Source organism: Massilia sp. CFBP9026, assembly GCF_034045165.1.
GTDB lineage: Bacteria > Pseudomonadota > Gammaproteobacteria > Burkholderiales > Burkholderiaceae_D > Telluria > Telluria arenae.
The window spans coordinates 319,406-345,153 of sequence record NZ_JAXCWH010000001.1 but is presented as its reverse complement, the minus strand read 5'-3'; the positions used below and the strand labels follow the sequence as shown (position 1 = coordinate 345,153).

Sequence of the window (25,748 nt, the reverse complement as noted above, 5' to 3'; positions counted from 1 at the left end):
CGGCGGCGCGTCAGGCCGGCGGCAGGCCGGTCTGGGCTTTCTTGCTCAGCTCACGCAGCCACACGTCGTGCTGCTCGACGAGTCCCTTGGTGAACACATCGGTGGACCAGATGCCGAGGGTGCTGATCTGGGTTTCGTCGGTGATCAGCAGCGTGGTGCCGTCAGCCAGCGGATGCAGGTACCAGGTGTGGTAGGCCAGCACTCCGTCGGCTTTCGCCACCCAGGCCAGGCGGCGCTCCTTCTCGAAATCGTGCACGGTCGACGTCAGGCGGAAACCGAAGGTCGACCAGCGGAACTCCGAGCCGGCCCGCAGATAGGGGCCAGGCCAGATGGTGAACTCCACGTCCTGCGCGTTCGGATACCACTCGGGCCAGCTCTTGGCATAGGTCAGCCAGGCCCAGACCGTGGCCGGCGGCGCAGGAATGACCAGCTCGTTGCGGGCGTACAGGGGGGCGGTTTCCGGCTTGTAGGCCTCTGGCCAGTTGATGTCGTTGCGAGGGTCGTTGGTGGCATCGAAGCCGGCGGTCGTGGTCGTAGTGCGGGTCATATTGCTTCTCCAGATAAAAGGTAAACGATGTCGAAAAATGGATGACGATCGACATCTTTTTTATTATTCGCACGCCGAGAAATGGATGTCAATCATAATCCTCATGACCGTGAGCACTCGATTTCTTCTTGTATCTCACACAAAGAATGATTGTTTGAGTTTGTATCCCGGGGACCCTAGACTGGCGCGTCAAGCCTTCCGTAAGGCGTCAACCCGGATCGAATGGAGTACCGATGACCCAGAAATACTATGCGATGGACATGCCCTTCTACAGCAGCCTGGGGGTCTACCCCTTCGAAGAGCGCTGCGAGATCGTCAAGGAGGTGGGCTTCGACGCGATGCACCTGAGCGTATGGGATGGCCGCAACTGGGCCAGCACGGCGCCGCTGGCGCACGTCGGCGAACGCTACGGGCTCGAGGTGGCCGGCGTGTACATCGTGCTCGACCTGACGCTGGGTGAACGCGATCCGCGCAACAGCGGCATCCTCACCATGATCGAGACGATGCCAGAGGGCTCGACCATCGAGCTGGCGATCCGCTCGGCTGGCCCGCAACTCACCCATTCCGATCCGGCCGGCGACGCGCCGGTATGCGCCTGGCTACGGCAGGCACTGGCCATCGCCCAGGCGCGCGGCAGCCGCATCCTGCTGTACACCCATATCGGCTTCTGGCTCGACAAGCACGACGACGCGCTGCGTCTGTGCGAAAAGATGGCGCACCCCAACCTGGGCATGCTGTTCACCAGCGGTAACTGGTATATGGGCGGAGGCGACCAGCTGGCGGCCCTGCTGCGCCGCGCCCTGCCCTACATCAGGCAGGTCAACTTGGCGGGCGCCCGGCGCAGCCCGCTCGGCTTCATGGGCATCGCGACGATCGAGCCGCTCGACGTCGGTGAACTGGACAATTTTGCGGTGGTCGCGCTGCTCAAGCGCCTGGGCTACGAGGGCTATATCGGCTATACCGGCTGGGAAGAAGGCGGCGACGCCTATCACAAGCTGGAACGGTCGCTGCGCATGCTGCGCGATATCGAGCGCCGCGTGGCGCGCCACCCGCACTGGGGCAGCCACCTGGGTTGACCCTGCGCCTCAGCGCGCCAGCATGCCGACCAGCCAGCTCGTCAGGGGGCTGGACGCCGCGCGCGGATGCCAGGCGGCGATCAGCTCGAAGCCGGGCGGCACCACGTCACCATCGAGCCGCACCCGCGCCAGGCCCGGATGCGGCAGCAGCCGCGATGGCAGGAAAGCGACCGCGCCGGTCGCCTCGAGCACCTGCGGCATCAGCAAGAAATGCGGCACCGACAGGATGATATTGCGCTCGAGCCCCAGCTGCTGCAGCCAGCCGTCGGCCGAACCGACCAGGTTGGCGCGCGCCGGCGACACCACCACATGCTGCTGCTGCGCCAGCGCCTTCAGGCTCAGGCGCTTGCCCGCAAGCCGCGAACTGGCCGCCGCCACGCACACATAATGCTCCTGGAACAGGACGCGGCGCTCGAAACTGGCCGGCACATTGGCCGGGATATTCACCGCCAGGTCGATCTCGCCGCTGCCCATCCTGGCCGGCAAGGAGTCGACCTCGGCTTCGCTCAGGATCAACTTGAGGTGCGGCGCCTGCTCGCGGATGGCGCGCAGGCGCGGCGCGACCGCCACCGCATGGGCGTAGTCCGAGGCCGAGATATTCACCGTCGCCCGCACCTCCATTGGATCGAAGGGGCCGCGCTCGACCAGCCGCTCGAGCGCGGCCAGGATGGCATTGATCTCGCTCCCCATCTCCAGCGCCAGCGCGGTCGGCAGCACGCCCCGTCCGGTACGCACGAACAGGGGGTCGCCGAATACGTCGCGCAGTGTCGCCAGGTTGGCGCTGATGGCCTGCTGCGTCAATCCCATCTGGTCCGCGACCTGGCTCAGGTTGCCGTCCTTGAGCAGGGCCGCCATGATGCGCAGCTGCTTGATGCCCAGCCTCGATAATTGGTTCATATTTGTATCTTATACCAAAAACGATTGTTGGATTTTGTATCAGCCACTCCCTATGCTCATCGCTCCACACACCTCAACAGGGAGCAGAAACATGAAAATGACGGGTAACACGATCCTGATCACCGGCGGCGCCTCGGGCATCGGCCGCGGCCTGGCCGAAGCCTTCCACCGGCTCGGCAACCATGTCATCGTCGCCGGGCGGCGCAAGGACTACCTCGATGCCGTGACGCAGGCCAATCCAGGCATGCGCGCCATCGAAATCGACGTGACCGACCAGGAAAGCATCGCCGAGGCCAGTGCGCGGGTGCTGCGCGACTTCCCTTCGCTGAATGTCCTGATCAATAACGCAGGCGTGATGGCGCTCGATAACCCGGCCGAACCGATCGACGACCGCATGCTGGTCGACAGCGTCGCCACCAATTTCCTCGGCCCGATCCGCGTGACCTCGGCCCTGGTCGAGCACCTGAAAAGCCAGAGCGCAGCGACCATCGTCAACGTCACCTCGGGCATGGGCTTCGTGCCGTTCGCCATCGGCGCGGTCTATTCGGCCAGCAAGGCCGCGCTGCACTCCTGGACCATGACCCTGCGCTACCAGCTCGAAGGCAGCACGGTCAAGGTGGTGGAACTGGCGCCGCCCTGGGTGCGCACCGATCTGCTGAACAGCAACGAGGCCGAAGGCGCCATGCCGCGCGCCGAATTCATCGCTGAATCGATGGCCTTGCTGGCCACCGGCGTCGACGAAGTCCTGGTGGACCGGGTGCGCAGGATCCGCGCCAATCCGGGCCCGAACGAAGCGGCCTATTTCCAGGAATTCAACGACATGATGCTCAAGGGCTGACACGTCCGCAGCCGCTTTCTTCAAGACCCACATGACTACACACCACGCCCCCATGCCCGCCGGCGTGATCGCGCTGGCGATCAGCGCCTTCGCCATCGGCAGCTCCGAGTTCATCGTGGTCGGCATCCTGCCGGCCATCGCCGCCGACCTCGGGATCTCCCTCGACAGCGCCGGTTCCCTGGTGAGCCTGTACGCACTGGCGCTCGCGCTGGGCACACCGCTGCTGGTGCTCGCCCTGTCGCGTCTGGCACCCACCCGGGTCCTGGCCGGACTGATCGTCGTCTTCTTGCTCGGCAACCTGTTGTCGGCGTTCGCGACGGGCTACACCATGCTGCTGGCCGGACGCGTCGTCACGGCGGTCGCCCATGGCGCCTTCTTCGCCATCGGCGCCACCGTGGCGGCCGGGCTGGTCGCGCCACAACAGGCCGGCCGCGCGATCGCCACCATGTTCGCCGGGTTGACGCTGGCGATGGTGATCGGAGTACCGCTCGGCAGCTTCCTGGGCAACCTGATGGCATGGCGCCTGCCCTTCCTCGCCGTGGCGCTGCTGGCCGCCGTCGGCCTGGGCGCGATGCTGCGCTGGCTGCCCGGCCAGCTCCCCCAGGGCGGCGCCGGCAAGGCCAGCGCCCAGCTGGCAGCGCTGGCCAGTCCCGCCATCCTGTCGATGATGGCGGTGACCGTGCTGGGCTTCGGCGCCAGCTTCGCCGCCTTCACCTTCATCACGCCGATCCTGACCGATATCTCCGGCTTTTCGGCGGCCACCGCCAGCGCGCTGCTGGTCGTGTTCGGCGCGGCCACCTTCATCGGCAACCTGGTGGGCGGACGCCTCGTCACCCGCCATGGCTGGGCCCGCACGCTGGCCGGCATGCTGGTGGGTCTGGCGCTGGCCCAGGCCCTGGTCGCACTCGTCCTCCGCGCGCAGGCGCCGATGGTGGCGATGCTATTCGTGTGGGGCCTGTTCGCCTTCGGTCTGGGCCCGCCGCTGCAGGCGGCGATGCTGGCCACCGCGCAGCGCTACTCGCCGCAGGCCGTGGACTTCGCCTCCAGCCTGAACATCTCCGCCTTCAACCTGGGCATCGCGCCGGGCGCCCTGTGCGGCAGCCTGATCGTCGCCCGCGGCGCCATGGAACTGACGCCGTGGGCCGGCAGCGCGGCCGCACTGGCCGCCCTGCTGCCCCTGGCGGCGCTCGCTGCGCGCCATGCCAGGCCCGCGCCCGACGCCATCCAACCCGTCACCACTCGCTAGGATCCACCATGCTTTCTCCATCGTCACGCCCGTATTCCACCCTGCCCGGCTTCACGCGCTGCTTCGCGCCGGGCCGGCTGACCCTCGGCCTGTTCTATCCGATCGAAGCCTACCAGGGCGACGCTCCCTCCATGGAAGGCCACGCCGAGCGGGCGCAGGAAGCCGAAGCCGCCGGCTTCGCCTCGCTGTTCATCCGCGACGTACCGCTGCGCGACCCGAGCTTCGGCGACCTGGGCCAGATCTTCGATCCCTTCGTCTATCTCGGTTACCTGGCCGCCAGGACCTCGACCATCGCCCTCGGCACCGGCGGCATCGTGGTCCCTCTGCGTAACCCGCTGCACGTGGCCAAGGCGGCCACCAGCGTCGACCGGCTCAGCGGGGGCCGCCTGTTGCTGGGAGTGGCCTCCGGCGACCGCCCGGTGGAGTTCCCCGCCTTCGGCGTCGACCCCGAGCGCCGCGGCGCGATCCTGCGCGAGCACCTGGCGGTGATGCGCACCGTCCAGGGCAGCAGTTTCGAGCCGGCGCGCTGGGAAGGCGGCGCGCTGGAGGGGGCCGACCTGGTGCCCAAGCCGCTGGCGCGGGAAGTGCCGCTGCTGGTCACCGGCAATAGTCGCCAGTCGGTGGACTGGATCGCCGAACACGCCCACGGCTGGATCACGTATCCGCGCCAGCTCGAGCACCAGGAGCTGCTGATCGCGACCTTCCGCGCCAGCGTGGCCGCCAGTTGCGGCGAGGCGTTCAAGCCATTCATCCAGTCCCTGTTCATCGACCTGGCGAGCGATCCGGATGCCGCGCCGCAGCCGATCCACCTCGGCTACCGGCTGGGCCGCAACCAGTTGCTCAAGCTGCTGGAGCTGCTGCAGGAGATCGGCGTCAATCAGGTGATCCTGAGCCTCAAATACAGCGCGCGTCCGGCGCAGGCCGTCATCGAGGAGCTCCAGCGCCACGTCGTGCCGCATTTCCCGGCGCTGGCGCCATGAGCGGCTTCCCCAATCGTACCGCGCTGATCGTGGGCGCCGGCCCCGGCATCGGCGCCTCGCTGGCGCGCCAGTTGGTCGCGCAGGGCGTCAGGGTGGCGCTGGGCGCGCGCGACATCGCACGCCTGCGGCCGCTGGCCGCGGACATCGGGGCCCTGGCGTTCGAGGCCGACGCCGCCGATCCGGCGTCGGTCGCCGAGCTGTTCGCGTGCGCCGAATGGGCCAATGGCCCGGCCGACGTCGTGGTCTACAACGCCGCGTCACGGCCGGCCCGCGCCTCCATTCTCGCGCTCGACCCGCGGCAGGTGGGCGCCGACCTGGCCGCGTCGGCCTACGGCGGGTTTTTGGTGGTCCAGCAGGCCGCCCTACGCATGGCGCCGGCGCGCCACGGCTGCATCGTCCTCTCCGGCGCCACGGCCAGCGTCAAGGGCTTCGCCGACTCGGCTCCGTTGGCGATGGGGAAGTTCGCCTTGCGCGGCCTGGCCCAGAGCGCGGCGCGCGAACTGGGGCCGCAAGGCATCCACGTGGCCCATATCGTGATCGATGGCCTGGTGCGCTCCGCGACGCGCGCCGATCCGCCGGCGCGGCCGGACAGCACCCTCGATCCCGAGGCGATCGCGCGCAGCTACCTGGCCGTGATGCGGCAGGAGCGCTGCGCCTGGAGCCACGAGATCGACCTGCGGCCCTGGGTCGAGCCGTTCTGAGCAGCGGTCGGACAGCGCTGCGCGTTATACTCGCGCCAGCAGAAATCCTGGAGGAAGTGGATGGGAAAATCGAGAGTCGAGGCGGCGCAGACGCGCGAGCGGATCGTGGACACAGCGTCGACGGTGTTTCGCCAGAACGGCATCCACCAGACCGGCATCGCCGAACTGATGTCCGCGGCCGGCCTCACCCATGGCGGCTTCTACAAGCATTTCGCATCGAAGGACGAGCTGATCGCCGAGGCCAGCGCCCTGGCCCTGCGCCAGGCGGAGCAGCGGCTCGCTCCCGGGGAGGATGGCGGCCCCGCCGACCTGGAAGCCCTGGCCTGGACCTATCTGCGCCTGGAAGAAGCCGCCCATGCCGGCGGCGGCTGCCTGTTCGCGGCGGTGGGGAGCGAACTGGCGCGCGCCGCGCCCGCCACCCGCCAGGTCGCCAGCGAAGGCTTCGAACGGCTGGTGCAGGTCTTCGCACGGCGCATGGGGGCTGTCCCGGCAGTTGAGGCGACCCGGCGCGCGCGGATCGCCCTGTCCATCATGATCGGCGCGCTTACCATGGCGCGCATCGTCACCGACCCCGAGGTGGCGCGCACCCTGCTGGGCGACGCCGTGGAGGCCGTCAAGCAGCTCGCGTGAGCTGCCCGCGCAGGGTCGCCAGGAAGCGTTCCTTGTCCAGCAAGGTCCGCACATCCTCGCGGCCGTCCTCGCCCGGCACCTCGAGCACTTCGGCGGCATCGCGCCGCATATCGTCCGGCCCGTTCACGCGCAGCAGCTGCGGCGATGGACGGCGCTGGCTGTCGGGCAGCGACAGGATGGTGTCCACGCGATCGACCACCAGGCCGAAGCGCTCGCCCTCGTGCTCCAGCACCAGGATGCGGCAGCCGGAGCGGTCTTCGAGCGGCGCCATGCCGTACAGGGTGCGCAGGTCGATCACGCACACCATCTGCTGGCGCACTTGCATCATGCCGTGCACGCAGTCCGGCATGCCGGGCGGACGGGTGACGGGGCCGTCGAAATCGACGATCTCGCGCACCTGGCCGATGTCGGCCGCCCAGCCGTTGTCGAGGGAGAACGCCAGGTAGACGCGGCGCGCGCCCACCTTCTTCTCGGCCGCGCGCGCGGCGCCGGCTTCGGCCGCATACAGGCGGCGGTGGCCGGCGCAGATCTCGGCCACCTCGGCATCCGAAAACAGCGCATCGTGCGCCAGGAACAGGCTGTCGCCCAGCTCCGCATTGGGCAGGCAGCCCCGGTACATGGCGCCGCGCGCCGTGCCCAGCATCGGAATCGGCAGGATGTCGGTGTCGAAATAGGGCCGGATGTCGTCGACCGCGTCGACCAGCAGGCCCATCTGCTCATCGCCGATGCGCACCACCAGCACCCGCGCGTCATCCGGGTCGCCGGTACCGGGCGCGCACTGCAGCAGCGCGCCGAAATCGACCACGCCGACCGGCGCGCCGCGCAGGTTGAGCCAGCCCTTGCACAAGCGGCCCAGCATCACCGACGGCAGCAGCGCGGGCACGCGCATGATCTCCTGGATCGCCTCCATCGCCAGCGCGAAGCGCAGCCCGCCGACGGTGAACGAGATGCACTTGCGGCCCTGCGCCTGGCGCAGGAAGCGCATGCGCCAAGCTTCGCGCGCCACGCTGGCGTGGGCCCGCACCTGGGGCACGTTGTCGATGCGTACCAGGCGCGCGGCATCGAGCATCTGGACGATGCGCGCGCCGTCTTCGAGGGTGATCGCACCCGCGACCACACCAGGCTGCTGGCCGTCGCTCCAGCGCAGGCCGGCGCGCTGCTCTGGGCGCACGCGCAGCACTTCGCCGGTGGCGTCGAACACCAGGCCCACCTGGATGTCGTCGACGTCGACGATCGCCACCCGCTGCTCGCTTGACGCGGCGGGCGCCGCCGGGTCGAAGATGCGGCCCAGGTTCAGGAGCGGTATCGCCGCGCCGCGCAGGGTGAAGATGCCTTCCAGGCAGGCTGGCGACAGCGGGATCGGGGTGATCCGCTGCGGCATACCCACCACTTCGCGCACGTGATCGGCCGGCAGCGCGAATTCCTGGCCGGCCAAAAAGAAGGTGCCCACCACTTCCATGCCGGCCGCGTCGCGCAGCACGCGCGCGGCGGCGGCCTGCTGCGCATCGATCGCGGCCACGGCGGCGCGCGCATCGGCATGCATGTCGTGCAGCGCGTTCATGCGGCCACCATCTGCGCGCGCTGGGCGGCTTGGATGCGCACCACGCTGAAGGTCTGGCGATCGCAGTCGATCGACAGGCGCCGTCCCTGCGAGCCGCCCACGTCCTGGAACGTCACCTGCAGGCCGCGCAGCGAGATCTGCGAACGCGCCGCCGCGATATTGCGGGTGCCCACCGCGCCGTCGTGGGTGCGCAGGTTGAGCATGCGCGCGCCGCCGGCGATCACCACGTCCACCTCGTCGTACTGCTCGCGCCGCACGCCCAGCGCCGCCAGCAGGCGCGGCACCGCGGCGCTGACGTAGCGCGCCGAATCTTCACCGGTTTCGACGCCCTCGGGCAGGAAGCAGTGCGCCAGGCCGCAGCGGCGCTGGCGGCGCCAAATCATGCCGATCCCGACGCAGGAACCCAGCAGCGCGGTCAGGACCTGGTCGCCATGGCCGACCTGCATCTGGCCGGACAGGACATGGGACGTGTGATTCAAGCTGTGCGTGTTCATGGTGTGTTCAATCCCCGATACGATAGACGTGGGCCTGCTCGAACACGAAGGCCGTGTCCAGGCGGGTGATGGATTCCTGTTCGCCCAGGACCAGGCGCGCCTCGCGCTGCATCGATGCACGGGCGCCGGCCAGCACCCGCTGCTGGGCCTGTGCATCGAAGTAGATCAGCACATTGCGCAGCATGACCAGGTCGAAACCGGCCACGCGCGGCGGCCGCTGCAGCAGATTGTGTTCGCCGAATTCGACGCACTGCGACACCTCGCTGGCGACGCGGAAGGCGTCGCCCACCGGACGCAGGTATTTGCGGAACAGTTCCGGGTGGTCGCGCTCGAAACGCTCCACGCTGCGCCCGCGGTACATGGCCGCGCGCGCCGTGGCCAGGGCCTCGGTCGAGATGTCGGTGGCCAGGATCTCGAAGCGCAGTCCGGGGAAGTTGCTGCGCGCCTCGAGACAGGTCATGGCCAGCGAATACGCTTCCTCGCCGGTGGCGGCGGCGGCCGACCAGATGCGCAGCGGCGCATTGGTGTTGGCAAACTCGGCGCGCACGGCCCACTCGGGCAGGAAGTCGCGCTCCAGCCAGCGCCACACGGCCGGGGTGCGGAAGAAGGCGGTGTCGTTGGTGGTCACCGAATTGATGAACGACACGACTTCCTGGCGGTCCTGCTCAAGGCGCGTGATATAGGCGCCGTAGTTGTCGAGCCCCAGCGCGCGCAGGCGCGGCTGCAGGCGCCCCTGCAGCAGCACGCGCTTGTGGCGGCCCATGGCGATGCCGGTGTGCTGGCGCACCAGGCCGATGATGGCGTCCAGCTTGTCGTCGCTCAGTTCCATGTCGCTCAGTCCCATATCCTTCCTTTACACCACGAAGCGGGCCACGGTGGCGTTCAGGTGGCCGGCGTGCTCGTTCAGGCCCTCGGTCGAACGCGCGATGCTGTCGCAGGAACCCGCCGAACGCTCGGTTTCCTGGGCGATGTAGGAGATCGCGGCGCTGACTTCCTTGGCCGTCAGCGACTGTTCGCTGGCGCTGTCCGAGATCTCGGCGATCGCCAGCGAGGTCTTGCCCACGCCGGTGGTGATGCGGTCGAAGGCCTCGCTGGCCTGGCGCGAGATCTCGCTGCCCTGGGCCACGCGGCGCACCGATTCGTTGATCAGCTTCGAGATTTCCTTGGTCGCCTGCGAGGAGCGCTCGGCGAGCTTCCTGACCTCGTCGGCCACCACCGAGAAGCCCAGGCCGTGCTCGCCGGCGCGGGCGGCCTCGATCGCGGCATTGAAGGCCAGCATATTGGTCTGGCCGGCGATCTCGCCGATCACCTTCACGATCTCGCCGATGTCTTCCGACGACTGGTTGATCATGGCCATCGCCTCGATCGAGCGGGCGATCGCCTTGGCGCCGATCTCGGCTTCGTCGCGGGTGTTCTGGGCCAGGGAATTGGCTTCCTGGGTGCTGCGCGCGATGGTGTTGATCGAGGCGGTCAAGCCGTCGACCGAGGCGTTCATCTGCTCCACCGTGGCGCCCAGCGCCTGGGCGCTGGCGGCCACCGTGTTGGAACGGTCGGCGATCGCACGCGACGAGTCATTGAGCTTGCCGGCGGCGTTGACGGCGTCGCCGATCACCGCGCGCAGGTCGCCGATCATCTTCATGACGCCGCGCGCCAGCTGGTCGAGCGGCTCGTCGCCGCTGGTGTCGATCGAGCCGGTCAGGTCGCCGCGCGAGGCGCGCGCCACCTGCTCCAGCAGGGCGTCGACCTTCTGGCGCTCGGATTCGGCGCGCGCGACGGCGGCCTGCTCCAGCATCACCTGCTCGGTGATGTCGGTGGCGAACTTGACCACCTTTACCGGCTTGCCGTCGGCATCGAAGATCGGGTTGTAGGTGGCCTGGATCCACACCGTCTTGCCGTTATTGCCATGGCGCTTGTAGCGGCCGGCGTCGAACTCGCCGCGATTGAGCTTGCCCCAGAAGCGGCGATAGGCCGCGCTGGCGGCATATTCGTCGTCGCAGAACACGCGGTGGTGTTCGCCGCGCACGTCTTCCAGCGCGTAGTCGAGCAGGTCGAGGAAGTTGGCGTTGGCGTCCAGCAGCATGCCGTTCATGTCGAATTCGACCACGGCCTGGGCCTTGCCGATTGCGGCCACCAGGCCCGAGGTCTCGGCCGCGCGCAGTTTTTCCAGCGTGATGTCGGTGGCGAACTTGATGATCTTGCACACCCGGCCGCTGGCGTCCTTGACCGGATTGTAGGAGGCGTTGATCCAGAACTCGCGCCCGCCCTTGGCGATGCGCTTGTACTCGGCGCGGTCGGCCTTGCCGGCGGCCAGGTCTTGCCAGAAGCGCACGTAGGCCGGCGAGTCGATCAGGTCGCGCTCACAGAACATCGAATGATGCCGGCCCGTCAACTCGTCGTCGGTATAGCCGGTCACGGCCAGGAAGTTGTCATTGGCACGCAGGATGTTGCCATTCAAATCGAATTCGATGATGGCTTGGGCGCCGTCGAGCGCCGAGTAGATCGCGCGCAAGTCCTGCAGGGCGTCGGGCGATTCCAGGTAGATGGTTTCCATATATCCACAGGTAAGTAGGTGAAGACGACGCGGAACGCGGCGCCACAGCATGCATGGAAACAATCATGCGCCAAAAAACGCAAACAGTAAATTCAGCAAAGTCAGAAGATTAAAAAACAGGACAGATGTCGTTGTTTCTCAACAACAACATCCGCAACTTGCCGATCTTTTAGGCCAACTGTCTATGAACAGGCTGCTATCGCTTGTTCAAGATGTTCCCTCACAACATCAAAATCTGCAAATACGAAATATTTTTCTTGAGTAATTCAGTAAATTCGATAGAATGCAGATCATCAGCTAAACCAGTAAATCCGAAACCATGATGACCCCACCAACCCACCGTTCGATTCAAAGGAATTCCATGACCATTCGTATCCTGAATATCCTGCTGTTCTGGACCATCGTGCTGGCAGGCACGAAAGTATTCGCGGCCGATACCCAGGCTGTCGACGTGCGTTTGCAAGCCTTCCAGGTCGTCGCCCAGGACAAGGGCGCCGAGAAGCTGGTGCCGGCCCTCGAAGCCGAAGTCGGCGACACCATCGAATACCAGATCACCTATCAGAACCAGGGCAAGAACGTGGCCCAGGCAGTGGCGGCGACCCTGCCGGTGCCCGAAGGCGCGATGAGCTACCTGGCCGGCAGCGCGGCGCCGAAGGCGGTCCAGGCCAGCCTCGACGGCAAGACCTTCGCTCCCCTGCCCCTCACCCGTGAAGTCGTGCGCAAGGGCCTGCGCGTCGTCGAGCGGGTGCCGGCCTCCGAATACCGCTTCCTGCGCTGGAACCTGGGCGACCTCGCGCCTGGCCAGGCCGTCACCGTCAGCTCACGCATGAAAGTGATCTCGATCGGCAGCGCGCCCAAGTTGGCAAGCAAATAAGGGAGGACCGCCCTGACGCCCGAATACCATCGATTTAGTTGTCATTTTGATATTTTTAGCCAGTTTTTACCCGGTTCAATCGCAGTACAAACCCGATTCATTTCCCGTCTGACAAGAAGGAAGAAGCCATGAAAACCCGTCTCACGCTCGTCGCCGCAGCCTCGCTGCTGGCAGTTGCCAACGCCAACGCGGCCCCGACCGCCGCCGGCACCCTGATCACCAACCAGGCCAGCGCCACCTATACCGACTCGACCGGCACCAAGACCGTCCAGTCGAACGTGGTCACCACCACCGTCCAGCAAGTGGCCAGCCTGAACATCAACAACGGCACCGCCAAGAGCGGCGCGGCCGGCACCCAGGTGGTGTTCGCCCATAGCGTGACCAACACCGGTAACGGTCCTGACACCTTCGCCCTGAGCCAGACCAACAACGGCGCCCTGGCCCTGACCGGCGTCGTGTTCTACCTGGACGCCGACGGCAACGGCGCCGCCGACAACGCCACCCCGGTCACCAGCACCGGCCAGCTGGCCCCGGGCGCCACCTACCGCTTCGTGGCCGTCGCCACCCTGGCGGCTGGCGCGACCACCGGCAACACCAACACCATGCAAGTGAAAGCCACCAGCGGCTTCAACGGCAGCGTCAGCGCCACCAGCACCGACACCACCACCGTCGGCGCCGGCGCCCTCATCGACCTCACCGCCAATTCCTTCGGCCCGACCGCGCCGGGCAACGGCCAGGGTCCGGAAGCCTCGGCCATGGAGACCAAGCTCACCACCGCCGGCACCATGACCTCGTTCGTCATCTACCTGAACAACACCGGCGGCAGCCCCGACACCTTCACGCTGGCCGCCAGCACCGACGTCAATTTCGGCGGCACCCCGCTGCCGGCCGGCTGGACCGTCGTGTTCAAGGACGCCAACGGCCAGGTGATCACCAACGCCACCGTCGCCGCCGGCGCCAACGTCAAGGTCACCGCCGAAGTCACGCCGGCCGCCGGTACCGCCCCGGGCACCACCGATATCTGGTTCCGCGCCCAGTCGACCACCAACGTCGCCATCTCGGACCGCATCCACGAAGCCGTGACCGTCGTCGCCGGCGACTCGCTGCTGGACCTGGTCAAGACCCAGGCCCTGGACGCCGACTGCAACGGCACCCCGGAAGGCGAGTTCACCAAGGACCCGATCACCGCCGCCCCTGGCGCCTGCATCCGCTACCAGATCGTCGCCACCAACAAGGGCCTGACCACCATCAACGCCGTGGTCATCACCGACAACGTGCCGGCCAACACCACGTACCACACCGGCGCCGCCGCCCAGACCCTGCTTGGTTCGATCCTGGCGCCGGTCGCTGCAGGTGTGGTCACCACCGTGTCGGCCACCGGCTTCAACCTGAACCCGAACGAGTCGAACACGCTGAACTTCGGCGTCAAGATCAACCCGTAAGCGTTCTTTCATCCAGCAAGCGCGGCGTCCCCGGACGCCGCTTTTCGAATTCTCTTTCCGACTCCCGCGCCATGATCACTCAGCTCCGACACTTCGTCTTCTTCTGCCTGGTCACCACCCTGCTGCTGTGCAGCGACGCGGGAGCCGCCATCGTCAACAAGGCCAGCGCCAGCTTCGCCCAGCCGGGCGGCGGCACTGTCGCCGTCGAGTCGAACACGGTGCGCGCGCAACAGACCGACACCATCACCTATTTCACCTCGGCCGCCTTCTCGACCGTCGCGCGCGCCACCCGCGCCAACGGCCAGCTGTTCGTGCAGATCTCGGCGGCCGACTGCAACGCCGACCCGGCCCGGGTAGACAATATCAGCGTCACCATTTCCTCGAAAAAGACCGGCGACCGCCAGGCATTCATGGCCGCCGAGACGGCGGCCGACAGCGGCCTGTTCCGCATCACCCCGATGGCCATGGACCGCTCGCAGGACGAAGACGGCCACGAGAACGACATGGGCGACGGCATGCTCGAAGTCATGGCCGACGACACCCTCACCGCCAGCATCGCCGGCTGCGGCAACGGCACCATCTCGACCGACATCCTGGTCGACCCGATCGGCGTCGTGTACGACAGCGTCAGCAACGAGCCGGTCGCCGGCGCCACCGTGACCCTGATCGACATCACCGGCGCCGGCAACGGCGGCAATCCGGGCGCCCCGGCGGTCGTGTTCGACGTCGACGCCGTCACCCGCATGCCGAGCACGGTCGTCACCGACGGCAACGGCATGTACCACTTCCCGCTGGTCGCCCCGAGCCTGTACCGCCTGAAGGTCACCGCGCCCAACAACTATGGCTTCCCTTCGAAGACCTCCCCGGGCCAGCTGCCGGGCAACCGCGAGACCAATCTGTACGGCTCCTACGGCGGCGAGTTCACCGTCAGCGCCGCCCTCGGCGTGGTCACCATCGACGTCCCGCTCGACCCGATCCCGGGCACCCTGTATCTGCAAAAGAACGCCTCGCGCGCCGTGGTCGAAGTCGGCGAAGTGCTGGACTACACGGTGCGCGTGTTCAATACCGCCGACGAGACCCTGACCGGCGTCACCGTCATCGACGACCTGCCGGCCGGCTTCAGCTACGTGCCGGGCTCGATGCGCCTGGATAACGCGCCGTTCGACGGCAAGTTCGCCAACCGTGGCCCGCAGCTGGTGATCAATGTGGGCGACGTGCCGCGCCGCTCGAACCGCGTGCTGCGCTACCGCGTGCGCATCGGCGCCGGCGCGCTGCAGGGCGACGGCATCAACCGCGCCCACGCCACCAGCGCTGCACCGCTGGTCTTCACCAGCACCGTGGCAGCCGCCAAGGTGAAGGTCGAAGCCGGCATCTTCAGCGACAAGGGCCATATCCTGGGCACCGTGTTCGCCGACTGCAACGCCAACGGCCTGCGCGACAAGGACGAGCCGGGCGTGCCCGACGTGCGCATCTGGCTGGAAGACGGCAACTTCGCGCAGACCGATGCCGAAGGCCGCTACAGCTTCGCCGGCGTCACCCCGCGCACCCACGTGGCCAAGGTCGATACCACCAGCCTGCCGGCCGGCAGCCAGCTGGCCATCCTGTCGAACCGCAATGCGGGCGACGCCGGCAGCCGCTTCGTCGACCTCAAGGACGGCGAGCTGGCGCGCGCCGATTTCGCCCTGGACGCCTGCGGCGACGAGCTGCGCGCCGCCATTGCCGGCCGCGCCGAGCGCCTGCGCGCCGAGCTGCAAGCCGCCTCCGCACTGACCGTGCCCGAGAAAGCCGTCGCGATCACGAAGATCGAAGACCTCGACCTGGCGAAAATGGACAACAAGCTGGCCTTCATCGGCCTGGAAGACGGCGCCGTCCTGCCCTACGGCCAGGCGATGGTGCGCATCAAGGGCGCCGCCGGCAACAGCTTCACCCTCACCGTCAACGGCGTGGAAGTCGACGACAGCCACGTCGGCCAGCAAAGCACCGTCGCCGACCGCCAGCTCGACGTCTACGAATACGTGGGCGTGGCCCTGCGCCCGGGCCGCAACGAGCTGGAAATCGCCCAGAAGGATGCTTTCGGCAATGCCCGCGGCAGCCAGCGCATCGGCGTCGTGGTGCCCGGCAAGCTGGCGCGCCTGCGCATCCAGCCGCAGACCGAAGCCGCTCCGGCCGACGGGAAGCAGCCGGTGCTGATCAACGTGAGCCTGGAAGACGCCGACGGCGTGCCGGTCGTCGAGCGCACCCCGGTGACCCTGGACGCCAGCGCCGGCCAGTGGGACACGACCGACCTCGACCCACGCGAACCCGGCTACCAGGTGTTCGTCGAAGGAGGCAAAGCCGAGTTCTCGCTGCGCGCCCCGAAAGAAGCCGGCGAAGCCCGCCTGCTGGCCGCCAGCGGCCTGCTGCAGGCCAAGGGCGCGCTGCGCTTCGTGCCGGACCTGCGTCCGCTGGTCGCGGCCGGCGTGGTCGAAGGCGCCATCAGCCTGAACCGGGTGCGCGGCAATACCGCCAACCCGCTGCGCGACTTCGACGGCTTCGAAGACAAGCTGCGCCACATGGCCGAGCGTGGCAACGGTAACGGCGCAGCCGCCGGCGCCCGCGCCGCCATGTTCGCCAAGGGCCAGGTGGGCGAAGACACCCTCTTGACCATGGCCTACGATTCGGACAAGGAAACCGAGCCGAAGCTGTTCCGCGACATCGATCCGCTGGCCTACTACCCGACCTACGGCGACGACGCGCGCCGCGGCTTCGAGGCGCAATCGACCAGCCGCCTCTACCTGCGCGCCGACCGCGACCGCTCGTACGTGATGTACGGCGACTACGTGCCGCCAGGCGTGACCCCGGCGCGCAACCTGGGCGCCTACAGCCGCAACCTGACGGGCCTGCGCACCCATTCGGAAATCGGCAACCTGACCTTCGAGTCGTTTGCCAGCTACGACACCACCCGCCAGATGGTCGAAGAGATCGCCGCCAACGGCACCTCGGGCCCATTCCTCACCGGCGGCGGCCTGATGGTCATCAACAGCGAGCGCGTCGAGATCGTCGTGCGCGACCGTAACCAGACCGGCCTGATGCTGTCGCGCCGCCTGCTGGCGCGCTACGCCGAGTACGACATCGACCCGCTGACCGGCCGCATCCTGCTGCGCGCCCCGATCGCCAGCCTGGACCTGGACATGAACCCGGTCAGCCTGCGCATCAGCTATGAAGTCGACCAGGGCCACCCGCGCTTCTGGGTCGGCGGCATCGCCGCCCAGTACAAGATCGGCGAGATGGTCGAAGTCGGCGGCAGCGCCGTGGAAGACCGCAACCCGGCCGCCCCGACCCGCCTGGTGAGCGTGAACGCCAGCGTGACCCCGGACGACAAGACCACGGTCATCGTCGAAGCCGCGCAAATGGAAAAGGCCGACCAGAAGGGCCGCGCCGCCCGCCTCGACGCCACCCGCACCGACGGCAAGCTGGAAAGCCGCCTGTTCGTCGGCCGCGCCGACGCCAACTTCGACAATCCATCGTCGTCGCTGCCGAAGGGCCGCACCGAAGGCGGCGCCACCGTGCGCTACCGCGTCACCGAGCGCGCCAGTCTCGGCATGGAAGCCCTGCATACCGCCGACCTGGAAACCGAGGCCGAGCGCAATGGCGTGCAGCTGTTCGGCGGCTACACCTTCGACAACGGCGTGCAGGTCGAGCTGGGCGTGCGCCACGCCCGTGAATCGGCCGGCGAGAGCGTGGTGCTGGCCCAGCCGGACCTGACCAGCGTGCGCGCCAAGATCGCCACCCAGATCCCGGGCCTGCCGCAAGCCGGCGTATTCCTGGAAGGCGAGCAGGACATCCACGACAACGGCCGCCGCATGGTGGCCCTGGGCGGCGACTACCGCTTCGCCGGCGGCAGCCGCGTCTACGGCCGCCATGAACTGATCAGCAGCCTGGGTTCGACCTATGCGCTGAACCAGGGCCAGCAGCGCAGCGCCACCGTGTTCGGCGTCGACAGCGACTACATGCAGGACGGCCGCGTGTTCACCGAATACCGCGCCGGCGGCACCTCCCCGGCCGGCACCCTCCTCGGCGAGCGCCAGGCCGAGGCAGCCCTCGGCCTGCGCAACCTGTGGACCCTGGGCGAAGGCGTGCGCGCCAACACCAGCGTCGAGCGCGTGAAAGTCATCTCGGGCGCCCGCGACAACGAAGCGATCGCCGTCACCGGCGCCATCGAAGTGAGCCGCCATCCAACCTGGACCGGCAACGCACGCCTCGAACTGCGCCACGGCGAAGACAGCGACGGCCTGCTGTCGACCCTGGGCCTGGCCTACAAGATCGACGAAAGCTGGACCTTCCTGGGCAAGAACACCCTGGCCGCGACCCGCTCGAAAGGCGCCGGCAACACGCTGCGCCTGACCGAGCTGATGCAGAGCGGCGTGGCCTACCGCGCGCTGGAATCGATTGGCGTGACCGGCCTGGCCAAGTACGAGTACAAGCTGGAACGCGACGACGGTCCGGCCAACCTCAAGCGCGCCGTGCACGCGGTGTCGATGAACGCCAACTGGCAGCTGCGCCGCGATACCGTGGTGAGCGCGCGCTATGCCGCCAAGGTCGCACTGGACCGCTCGAACGGCCTGTCTACCCGCACCATCAGCCACCTGGTGGCCGGCCGCGTGACCCACGAGATCAATGAGGACTGGGATATCGGCGCCACCGCCCAGATGCTGCTCGACCGCGACACCCGCGGCCGCCAGTACGCCGCGGGCCTGGAAGCGGGCTACCAGCTCAAGAAGAATATGTGGGTCTCGGCCGGCTACAACTTCATGGGCTTCACCGAGCGCGACCTGGCCGGCGCCGACGCCACCGCCAAAGGCGCTTATGTGCGGATGCGCATGAAATTCGACGAAAATACCCTGCAGGGCCTGCTGTCCGGCGATCTGCTCAAGTAACAAGAACGAGGAAAAAGACATGACTTCGCGATTCGTGAGCTTCACCTGGCTGCGTACCCTGCTGGTAATCCTGTGCCTGGCTTGCGCCCTGCCGGCGCGCGCGGAATGCAACGCCACCGGCGCCTGCATCACCGCCGGCCCGCGCCTGGCCAGCATCGACACCAACAAGAGCGCCCTCCTCGGCCCCCTGCTGGGCGGCCTGCTCGGCACCGGCGTCTCGCTCAACGCGCTCGACTGGAACGCGCTGGCCGGCGGCAACCTGAACCTGCTGAACTTCCTGAAGGTGCTGCAGACGCAATTGAACCTGTCCAGCCCCTCGCAAGTGCTGGGCGCCAACATCACGCTGGCCCAGATCGCGAACGCGCTGTCGGTCGAGGCGCAGGCCGAAGCCAAGCCGCAGCTGGCCGCCGCCTTGTCCGGCCTGGCCTCGCAGCTGAACGGCGCCGGCGCCACCGTGCGCCTGGGCGACCTGCTCAAGATCACGGCCGACACCGGCTCGCTCGGCACCACCACCGTCAATGCGCTCGACATGTTCACCGGCCTGATCCAGCTGTACAACCGCCGCAACGTGCTCACCACCCCGGTCCCGGTCGGCATCTCGGGCGGCGTCCTTGCCGCCGCCGGCATCGTCAACAGCCTGCAGCTGTACGCCCAGGTGATCGAGCCGCCATCGTACGTGTGCGGCCCGACCGGCTCGACCTTCTATTCGGCCGCGGTGCGCATCAAGCTCAAGCTCGACCTGATCACGCTGGCCCCGGTCACCGACACCCTGGTCGGCATCGGCCTGCTGCAGAGCGCCTCGATCGCGATCGGCAAGCTCGACGTGTATGCCGACGTCGCACGCGGCCAGGGCAGCCTGGCGGCCGTCAACGCCGCCAGCAAGGCCGTCACCCTGCAGGTGGCGCCGGGCGTGGCCGACCTGTATATCGGCAAGATCGAGGACAACGTGTTCTTCAACCGCTCGAGCACCATCCGGGACTCGGACGTCGACTATGGCAACATCGGCAACCTGCAGGCCACGCTGGCCCTGGGCCTGGCCTCGGTCAACATCCCGCTCGACGTCAAGAGCATCGTGCGCGCCCAGGCACCGTTCTCGACCAGCGTCACGATGAGCGGCAGCTTCCCGCAAACCCGCACCGTCAGCAGCAGCACGCTGTTCGTGACCAATGCGGCCAACAGCCTGGTGACCAACCTCAAGTTCCGCGACATGCCGGGCCTGGGCCTGCTGCAGGGCGTGGTCCAGCCGCTGGTGGTGACCCTGGTGACCAAGGTCGTGTCGCCGCTGCTGGCGCCGGTCCTGTCCGGCGTGGCCGACCCGCTGCTCAAGCTGCTGGGCATCGGCCTGGGCGAGATGGTGGTGACCGTCGAGGGCATCTGCCAGACCTGCGACGATTTCAAGCTGACCAAGGCGGCCGACAAGTCCGCCGCCCTGCCCGGCGCCACCATCACCTATACGATCACCTTCGAGAATACCGGCACGACCACGCTCAACAACCTGAAGGTCAGCGATCCGACCCCGGCCTACACCACCTATGTGGACAGCAACTGCGGATCGATGCCGGCGGGCTTGTCGTGCAGCGTGGCGAGCAAGCCGGAGGTCGGCGCCACCGGCAAGGTCGAATGGGGCGTCACGGGGACGCTGGCGCCCGGCGCGACAGGCAGCGTCAGCGTGTCGGTCAAGGTCCAGTAGGGCTGGTCACGGAATTCAATCGTGCTGCATAAGTCAGCCACCGCAAGTTACAATAAAGAAACGAATTATCGAGTTTCACTATCGCAAATTGTGAGAATTTGATAGATTGTTGACTTGCCCATGCGTATTTGTTGCGCATGCTGGCAGCCTGTATCATGCTCCGTCGCACCCTTGCGCCAATCCGGCAAGCGTGCGCCGCGCGTTTTTGCCGGCCCATGCCGGCGGGGCGTTTAACCCTATGCACACTTGAATCCATGAAATCGCACAGCAGTCCATCGCCGGCGCAGCCAGATCCCGCTTCCTCGGAAGTCTGTTCGACCAAGGAGGCCGCGAGCCTGCTCGGCGTCTCGCACCGCACCGTGCAATTGTGGGTCGAGGGCGGCGTGCTGCAGGCGTGGAAGACGGCGGGCGGCCACCGCCGCATCCTGCTCACCTCAGTGCACCGCCTGGTGGCGCAGCGCAATCAGGCGGTGGCGGGCGGCGCGGCCGCCAGCCAGCCGGCCGCAGCGGCCGCGCCCTCGTCAGCGCGCCGCATCGTGATGGCCGACGACGACGCCACCCTGCTGCGCCTGTACGAGCTGGAAATTTCCGGCTGGGGCCTGGATGCCGAGCTGATCAAGGCGCGCGACGGTTTCGACGCCCTGATCCGGATCGGCGAAGCCAAGCCCGACCTGTTGATCAGCGACTTGAACATGCCGGGCATGGATGGTTTCCGCATGGTACGTACGCTACGTGCCGATCCGCGTTATGGCAAGATGGCGATCATCGTCATCAGCGGGCTGGACCGGGCAACGATCGCCTCGATGGGCTTGCCGTCCGACATACCGGTGTTCTCCAAACCGGTGCGTTTCCCCGAACTGCGCGCCAAGGTAGAACAGATCCTGGGCGCGGGCGACGGAGCCATGGAGACCTAACCAGGACTGAGAAGAATGCGACACGAGCCGCACAAGATCGTTCGTACCGCCTTGCCCGATCCCCAGCCCGACGCCGCGCGCGTCCGGGCACTGCACGAGCTGCAACTGCTCGACACCCCTCCCGAAGAACGCTTCGACCGCATCACCCGCCTCGCCTGCCGCCTGCTCGGCGTGCCGATCTCGCTGGTCGCCCTGGTCGACGCCGAGCGCCAGTGGTTCAAGTCGCGGGTCGGCATCGACCTGCACGAAACGTCGCGCGCCACCTCGTTCTGCACCCATACCATCCAGCACCCCGAAGGCCTGGTGATCGAAGATGCGAGGCAAGACCCGCGCTTCGCCGCCAATCCGTTCGTGCTGGGCGAGCCGCGCGTGCGCTTCTATGCCGGCATTCCGCTGGCCGCGCCTGACGGCAGCCGGGTCGGCGCCCTGTGCGTGATCGACAGCCAGGTGCGCCAGTTCGACCAGGGCCAGATGGCGACCTTGCGCGACCTGGCGGCGATCGCCGGCGACGAGCTGCGTGCGCGGCCGGCAGGCCGCCCCGCACCCGAGGGCTGGGAAAAGGCCCTGGTGGCCCACCTGCCGGACGGGATCCTGATGCTCAACGTGCACGGCGTGATCGTGGCCGCCAATCCGGCCGCCGAAAAGATCTTCGGCGCCAGCGGCGCCATGCTGGCCGGCCGTCCGCTGGGCGAGCTGCTGGACGAAGACCTGGTGGCCCGGCGCCGCGCCGGCCTGCTGGTCGAGGGCTGCCCCTACGAGACGGGCGCGCGGCGCCTGGACGGCAGCCGCTTCCCGGTCGAATTCTCGTACTGCCGCATGGCCTGGGCCGCGCGGCCCAAGTTCGCCGTCACCGTGCGCGACATCACCGAGCGCCGCGCCCAGGAAGAACGCGCGCGCGCCACCGACGCGCGGCGGCGCCACCATTTCGCCACCGCCACCCATGAGCTGCGCACCCCGATGTCGAGCGTGCTGGGATTTTCAGAGCTGCTGCTCAAGCGCGACTTCGATCCCGCCACCCAGCGCGAGCTGGTCGAGATCATCCACCGCGAATCGGGCCGCCTGGTCGACCTGGTCAACCAGATGCTCGACCTGGCGCGCATCGAGGCCGGCGGCGCCGCCGAACTCAAGCTCGCCGCGGTCGCCCTGCCTCCGCTGGTGGAACAGACCCTGGCCTGCCTGGAAGGCCTGGGCCAGTCGCACCGCGTGCGCACCGACCTTTCGCCCGACCTGCCGCCGCTGGCGGCCGACGCGCAAAAGATGCAGCAGGCGCTGACCAATATCGTCAGCAACAGCATCAAATACTCGGCCCCCGGCACACCGATCACGCTCCAGGCGCGCCTGGAGCGGCGCGACGGGCGGCTCATGGTCGCGGTCCGGGTGCGCGACCAGGGGCTGGGCATGACGCCGCAGCAGCAGGCCCAGGTATTCGACGCCTTCTACCGCGTCGACCGCGATTCCAGCGTGCCCGGCAGCGGCCTTGGCATGACCATCCTGAAGGAAATCGTCGACCTCCACGGCGGCCAGATCACCCTCGAATCGCAGCTGGGCGTGGGCACGGAAGTCACACTTTATCTGCCCCCTGCCATCACCGACGAAGGCCCCGGATAACCATCCCGGAGGGCCGGTGTACCGCCCGCACCACACCAGTACTGCGTTACAGTCATTTGCTCAGCGGTAATTTGATCTACCTGTGGTTTGCCCTTGACAGGCAAATGTGAAACAGTAAAATCAGTAAATATGAAAACCGCCGATCAGCAAGTCACCGAAGGACGTTCATTCGACCGGGCCGCCTTTTGCACCACCAGGCAGGCCGCCGACCGGATCGGCGTATCGCACCGCACGGTGCAGATGTGGGTCGAGAACGGCACGCTGCAGGCCTGGAAGACGGCGGGCGGCCATCGCCGCATCGCCGTCGACTCGGTCGAGCGCCTGCTGTCCGAACGCCGCACCGCCCTGGCCGGCGTGCCCCGTCCGATCCCTGCTACGCGCCCGATCGCGCCGACCGCCTGCGCGCGCAGCGTCCTGATCGTCGACGACGACGCCATGCTGCTGCGCCTGTACGAGCTGGAGATCTCCACCTGGGGCCTGGACCTCGCGGTGCGCAAGGCCAGCAACGGCATCGAGGCGTTGATCCGGATCGGCGAGGCGCGGCCCGACATCCTGGTGAGCGACCTGCACATGCCGGGCATGGACGGCTTCGGCATGATCCGCACCCTGCGCAACAACCCGGCCACCGCCAGCCTGCCGCTGGTCGTCGTCAGCGGCATGGACAAGCCGATGGTGCTGGCCATGGGTCTGCCGGAGGACGTCGCGTATCTCACCAAGCCGGCCCCGCTCGCGGCCCTGCGCGCGGCGGTCACGTCGCGGCTGCCGGCGGCATCCTGAACCGGGCCAGAGTCGCCAACGCACGCCAACGCATACCAATGATAATGAACGAGACACTCCACACTGCCGCCCCGCTGCCCGCCGACGAGGCGCGCCGCTTGCAGGTCCTGATCGACCTCGAGCTCCTGGATTCGCCTCCCGACGAACGCTTCGACCGCATCACGCGGCTGGCGGCGCGCATGTTCGACGTGCCCACCGCCCTGGTCAGCCTGATCGACGCCGACCGCCAGTGGTTCAAGTCACGGGTCGGCCTGGCGCTGCCGGAAACACCACGCTCGACCTCGTTCTGCGCCCACGCCATCCTGCAGGACGACGTGATGGTGGTGCGCGATGCCTGCGAAGACGCCCGCTTCGCGAACAATCCGCTGGTCCTGGGCGATGCCGGCATCCGCTTCTACGCCGGCTCGCCGATCGAGGTCGGCGACGGCACCCGCATCGGCACCCTGTGCATCATCGACCGCGTGCCGCGCGAATTCGGCCCGGAAGAACGCACCCTGCTGCGCGACCTGGCCGGCATCGTCGCGGGCGAGGTTGCCGCTCTCGAACTGCGGGCCGCGGTCGAACGCGAGCGGCGCAACGCGGCGACCGTGCGCGCCCTGCTCGACCACCTGCCGGATGGCGTGCTGCTGTTCGACGCGGCCGGCACGATCCAGTCCTGCAACCCGGCCGCCGAGCGCATGTTCGGCGCTCCCTGCCAGGTGCTGGCCGGCCAGGCGTCCAGCGCCCTGATCGGAATCGCCCCGAAGGCGGTGGCGCGCCACGAAGGCACCGGCCGGCGCGCGGATGGCAGCACCTTCGCGGCCGAGGTCTCGATCGCCGGGATGACGCTCGACGGCCGTGACTACCTGGTGGCGACGGTGCGCGACGTGGCCTGGCACCGCGCCGAGCAGGAACGGGTGCGCGCCGCCAACCGGCGCCGCCACGATTACTTCCGCACCGCCAGCCACGAGCTGCGCACGCCGATGGCCAGCATCCTGGGCTTTTCGGAATTGCTGCTCAAGCGCGACTTCGACGCCGCCACCGGGCGCGAGCTGATCGACATCATCCACCGCCAGGCCAATCGCCTGATCGGCCTGGTGAACCAGATGCTCGACCTGGCGCGCATCGATTCCGGCGGTTCGGACCAGTTGCACCCGGCGCCGCTCGACCTGGCCCAGGTGGTGGAGAAGGTGAAAGCCGGGATCGAGGACCCGGCGCAGTCGGCCCGCCTCGTGCTGCGCCCGGCCCCGGACCTGCCGCAGGTCCTGGCCGACCCGCAGCGCGTGCCGCAGGCGCTGGCCAATATCGTGGCCAACGCCCTGGCCTATTCGGCGCCGGACAGCCAGGTCGAGATCGGCATCGCTGCTGCGGCGCGCGACGGCCGTGCGGGCGTCGCCGTGACCGTCAGCGACCGCGGCGTCGGCATGACACAAGAGCAGCGGACCCAGGTCTACGACGCCTTCTGGCGCGCCGGCGCCCTGCCCGACGTGCCGGGCAACGGCCTGGGCATGACCATCGTGCGCGAGATCGTGGCCGTCCACTGCGGCAAGGTGGAAATCGTTTCGCATCCGGGGGACGGCACCCAGGTGACCTTCTGGCTGCCGCGCGACGGCGTGCCCGCCGATCCGGAGGCCTCTTGACGACACGCCGCATCCTCGTCGTCGACGACCAGCCCGACCTGCGCCTGCTGATCCGCCTGACCCTGCGTTCGCTGGGCGAGGTGGCCCAGGCCTCCAGCGCCGAAGCCGCGCTGGCCCAGCTGGCGCAAGCCGTGCCCGACCTCCTGATACTGGACGTGTGGCTGGGCGAAGCCATCAGCGGCCTGCAACTGTGCCGCAAGCTAAAGGACGCACCGGCGACTGCAGGCATGAAGATCATGCTGCTGTCTGCCTGCGGCCAGCAGAGCGACGTCGCGGCCGGCCTGGCCGCGGGGGCCGATCATTACATGGTCAAGCCCTTCAGCCCCGAGGCGCTGGCGGAGGCGGCGGCGGGATTGCTGGACGGCTGAGTCACGTATTGACGTATCA

At 67.9% G+C, this 25,748-nt stretch carries 21 protein-coding genes; 15 read left to right on the top strand and 6 right to left on the bottom strand.

Features of this window, described 5'->3' with window-relative positions; translation table 11 throughout:
* Positions 1 to 10: 10 nt before the first annotated feature.
* Entirely contained in the window at positions 11 to 547 is a 537-nt protein-coding gene (locus tag SOM28_RS01440; protein ID WP_320466939.1) for an SRPBCC family protein, read from the bottom strand.
* Between the two features lie 233 nt (positions 548 to 780).
* Here SOM28_RS01440 and SOM28_RS01435 point away from each other — a divergent pair, with 233 nt between their 5' ends.
* Positions 781 to 1,623, top strand: coding sequence for a sugar phosphate isomerase/epimerase family protein (locus SOM28_RS01435; protein ID WP_320466938.1), 843 nt, complete (start codon positions 781 to 783; stop codon positions 1,621 to 1,623).
* Positions 1,624 to 1,632: 9 nt separating this feature from the next.
* Here SOM28_RS01435 and SOM28_RS01430 read toward each other — a convergent pair whose 3' ends face one another.
* Complete coding sequence (locus SOM28_RS01430) at positions 1,633 to 2,520, bottom strand: LysR family transcriptional regulator (RefSeq protein WP_320466937.1); 888 nt, start codon at positions 2,518 to 2,520, stop codon at positions 1,633 to 1,635.
* Positions 2,521 to 2,611: 91 nt separating this feature from the next.
* Between SOM28_RS01430 and SOM28_RS01425 the strand changes: the two genes are divergently transcribed.
* From SOM28_RS01425 to SOM28_RS01405, 5 genes are read left to right on the top strand one after another with little or no spacing between them, the layout of a single operon-like run.
* A complete protein-coding gene (locus SOM28_RS01425; RefSeq protein WP_320466936.1) occupies positions 2,612 to 3,358 on the top strand; it encodes an SDR family oxidoreductase in 747 nt (248 codons plus the stop codon).
* A gap of 31 nt (positions 3,359 to 3,389) precedes the next feature.
* On the top strand, positions 3,390 to 4,604 hold the full coding sequence (locus SOM28_RS01420) for an MFS transporter (protein WP_320466935.1): 1,215 nt from the start codon (positions 3,390 to 3,392) through the stop codon (positions 4,602 to 4,604).
* Between the two features lie 8 nt (positions 4,605 to 4,612).
* Positions 4,613 to 5,584 (top strand): LLM class oxidoreductase, encoded by a 972-nt coding sequence (locus SOM28_RS01415; protein WP_320466934.1) that lies wholly within the window; start codon positions 4,613 to 4,615, stop codon positions 5,582 to 5,584.
* Positions 5,581 to 6,285 carry an SDR family oxidoreductase gene (locus SOM28_RS01410; RefSeq protein ID WP_320466933.1) on the top strand — a complete coding sequence of 235 codons (705 nt, stop codon included), beginning with the start codon at positions 5,581 to 5,583 and terminating at the stop codon, positions 6,283 to 6,285. Before SOM28_RS01415 ends, SOM28_RS01410 begins: the two co-directional genes overlap by 4 nt.
* 60 nt (positions 6,286 to 6,345) lie before the next feature.
* On the top strand, positions 6,346 to 6,915 hold the full coding sequence (locus tag SOM28_RS01405) for a TetR/AcrR family transcriptional regulator (RefSeq protein WP_320466932.1): 570 nt from the start codon (positions 6,346 to 6,348) through the stop codon (positions 6,913 to 6,915).
* On the opposite strand, the gene SOM28_RS01400 is transcribed toward SOM28_RS01405, so the two are convergent.
* From SOM28_RS01400 to SOM28_RS01385, 4 genes are read right to left on the bottom strand one after another with little or no spacing between them, the layout of a single operon-like run.
* Positions 6,899 to 8,476, bottom strand: coding sequence for a chemotaxis protein CheW (locus SOM28_RS01400; RefSeq protein ID WP_320466931.1), 1,578 nt, complete (start codon positions 8,474 to 8,476; stop codon positions 6,899 to 6,901). The genes SOM28_RS01405 and SOM28_RS01400 overlap by 17 nt on opposite strands.
* The gene (locus SOM28_RS01395) at positions 8,473 to 8,970 is read right to left on the bottom strand and encodes a chemotaxis protein CheD (protein WP_320466930.1); all 498 of its coding nucleotides are present in this window, start codon (positions 8,968 to 8,970) and stop codon (positions 8,473 to 8,475) included. Before SOM28_RS01395 ends, SOM28_RS01400 begins: the two co-directional genes overlap by 4 nt.
* A gap of 7 nt (positions 8,971 to 8,977) precedes the next feature.
* A complete protein-coding gene (locus SOM28_RS01390; protein WP_320466929.1) occupies positions 8,978 to 9,814 on the bottom strand; it encodes a CheR family methyltransferase in 837 nt (278 codons plus the stop codon).
* A gap of 9 nt (positions 9,815 to 9,823) precedes the next feature.
* The gene (locus SOM28_RS01385) at positions 9,824 to 11,521 is read right to left on the bottom strand and encodes a methyl-accepting chemotaxis protein (RefSeq protein WP_123068792.1); all 1,698 of its coding nucleotides are present in this window, start codon (positions 11,519 to 11,521) and stop codon (positions 9,824 to 9,826) included.
* 361 nt (positions 11,522 to 11,882) lie between these two features.
* Here SOM28_RS01385 and SOM28_RS01380 point away from each other — a divergent pair, with 361 nt between their 5' ends.
* The 9 genes from SOM28_RS01380 to SOM28_RS01340 all read left to right on the top strand — a co-directional run bounded on the left by SOM28_RS01380 (position 11,883) and on the right by SOM28_RS01340 (position 25,729).
* On the top strand, positions 11,883 to 12,395 hold the full coding sequence (locus SOM28_RS01380) for a hypothetical protein (protein ID WP_320466928.1): 513 nt from the start codon (positions 11,883 to 11,885) through the stop codon (positions 12,393 to 12,395).
* Positions 12,396 to 12,523: 128 nt separating this feature from the next.
* A complete protein-coding gene (locus tag SOM28_RS01375) occupies positions 12,524 to 13,837 on the top strand; it encodes an NEW3 domain-containing protein (protein ID WP_123068790.1) in 1,314 nt (437 codons plus the stop codon).
* 71 nt (positions 13,838 to 13,908) lie between these two features.
* The gene (locus tag SOM28_RS01370; protein ID WP_320466927.1) at positions 13,909 to 18,753 is read left to right on the top strand and encodes an SdrD B-like domain-containing protein; all 4,845 of its coding nucleotides are present in this window, start codon (positions 13,909 to 13,911) and stop codon (positions 18,751 to 18,753) included.
* A gap of 19 nt (positions 18,754 to 18,772) precedes the next feature.
* Positions 18,773 to 20,443 (top strand): DUF7507 domain-containing protein, encoded by a 1,671-nt coding sequence (locus SOM28_RS01365; protein ID WP_320466926.1) that lies wholly within the window; start codon positions 18,773 to 18,775, stop codon positions 20,441 to 20,443.
* 254 nt (positions 20,444 to 20,697) lie between these two features.
* Positions 20,698 to 21,357, top strand: a complete 660-nt coding sequence (locus SOM28_RS01360) for a response regulator (protein WP_123068787.1) — start codon at positions 20,698 to 20,700, stop codon at positions 21,355 to 21,357.
* A 15-nt stretch (positions 21,358 to 21,372) separates the two neighbouring features.
* The gene (locus SOM28_RS01355; RefSeq protein WP_320466925.1) at positions 21,373 to 22,965 is read left to right on the top strand and encodes a sensor histidine kinase; all 1,593 of its coding nucleotides are present in this window, start codon (positions 21,373 to 21,375) and stop codon (positions 22,963 to 22,965) included.
* 129 nt (positions 22,966 to 23,094) lie between these two features.
* Complete coding sequence (locus SOM28_RS01350; RefSeq protein WP_320466924.1) at positions 23,095 to 23,742, top strand: response regulator; 648 nt, start codon at positions 23,095 to 23,097, stop codon at positions 23,740 to 23,742.
* 44 nt (positions 23,743 to 23,786) lie between these two features.
* Positions 23,787 to 25,361, top strand: coding sequence for a sensor histidine kinase (locus tag SOM28_RS01345; RefSeq protein ID WP_320466923.1), 1,575 nt, complete (start codon positions 23,787 to 23,789; stop codon positions 25,359 to 25,361).
* Complete coding sequence (locus tag SOM28_RS01340; RefSeq protein WP_320466922.1) at positions 25,358 to 25,729, top strand: response regulator transcription factor; 372 nt, start codon at positions 25,358 to 25,360, stop codon at positions 25,727 to 25,729. The genes SOM28_RS01345 and SOM28_RS01340 overlap by 4 nt, the downstream gene beginning before the upstream one ends.
* Positions 25,730 to 25,748: the final 19 nt, after the last annotated feature.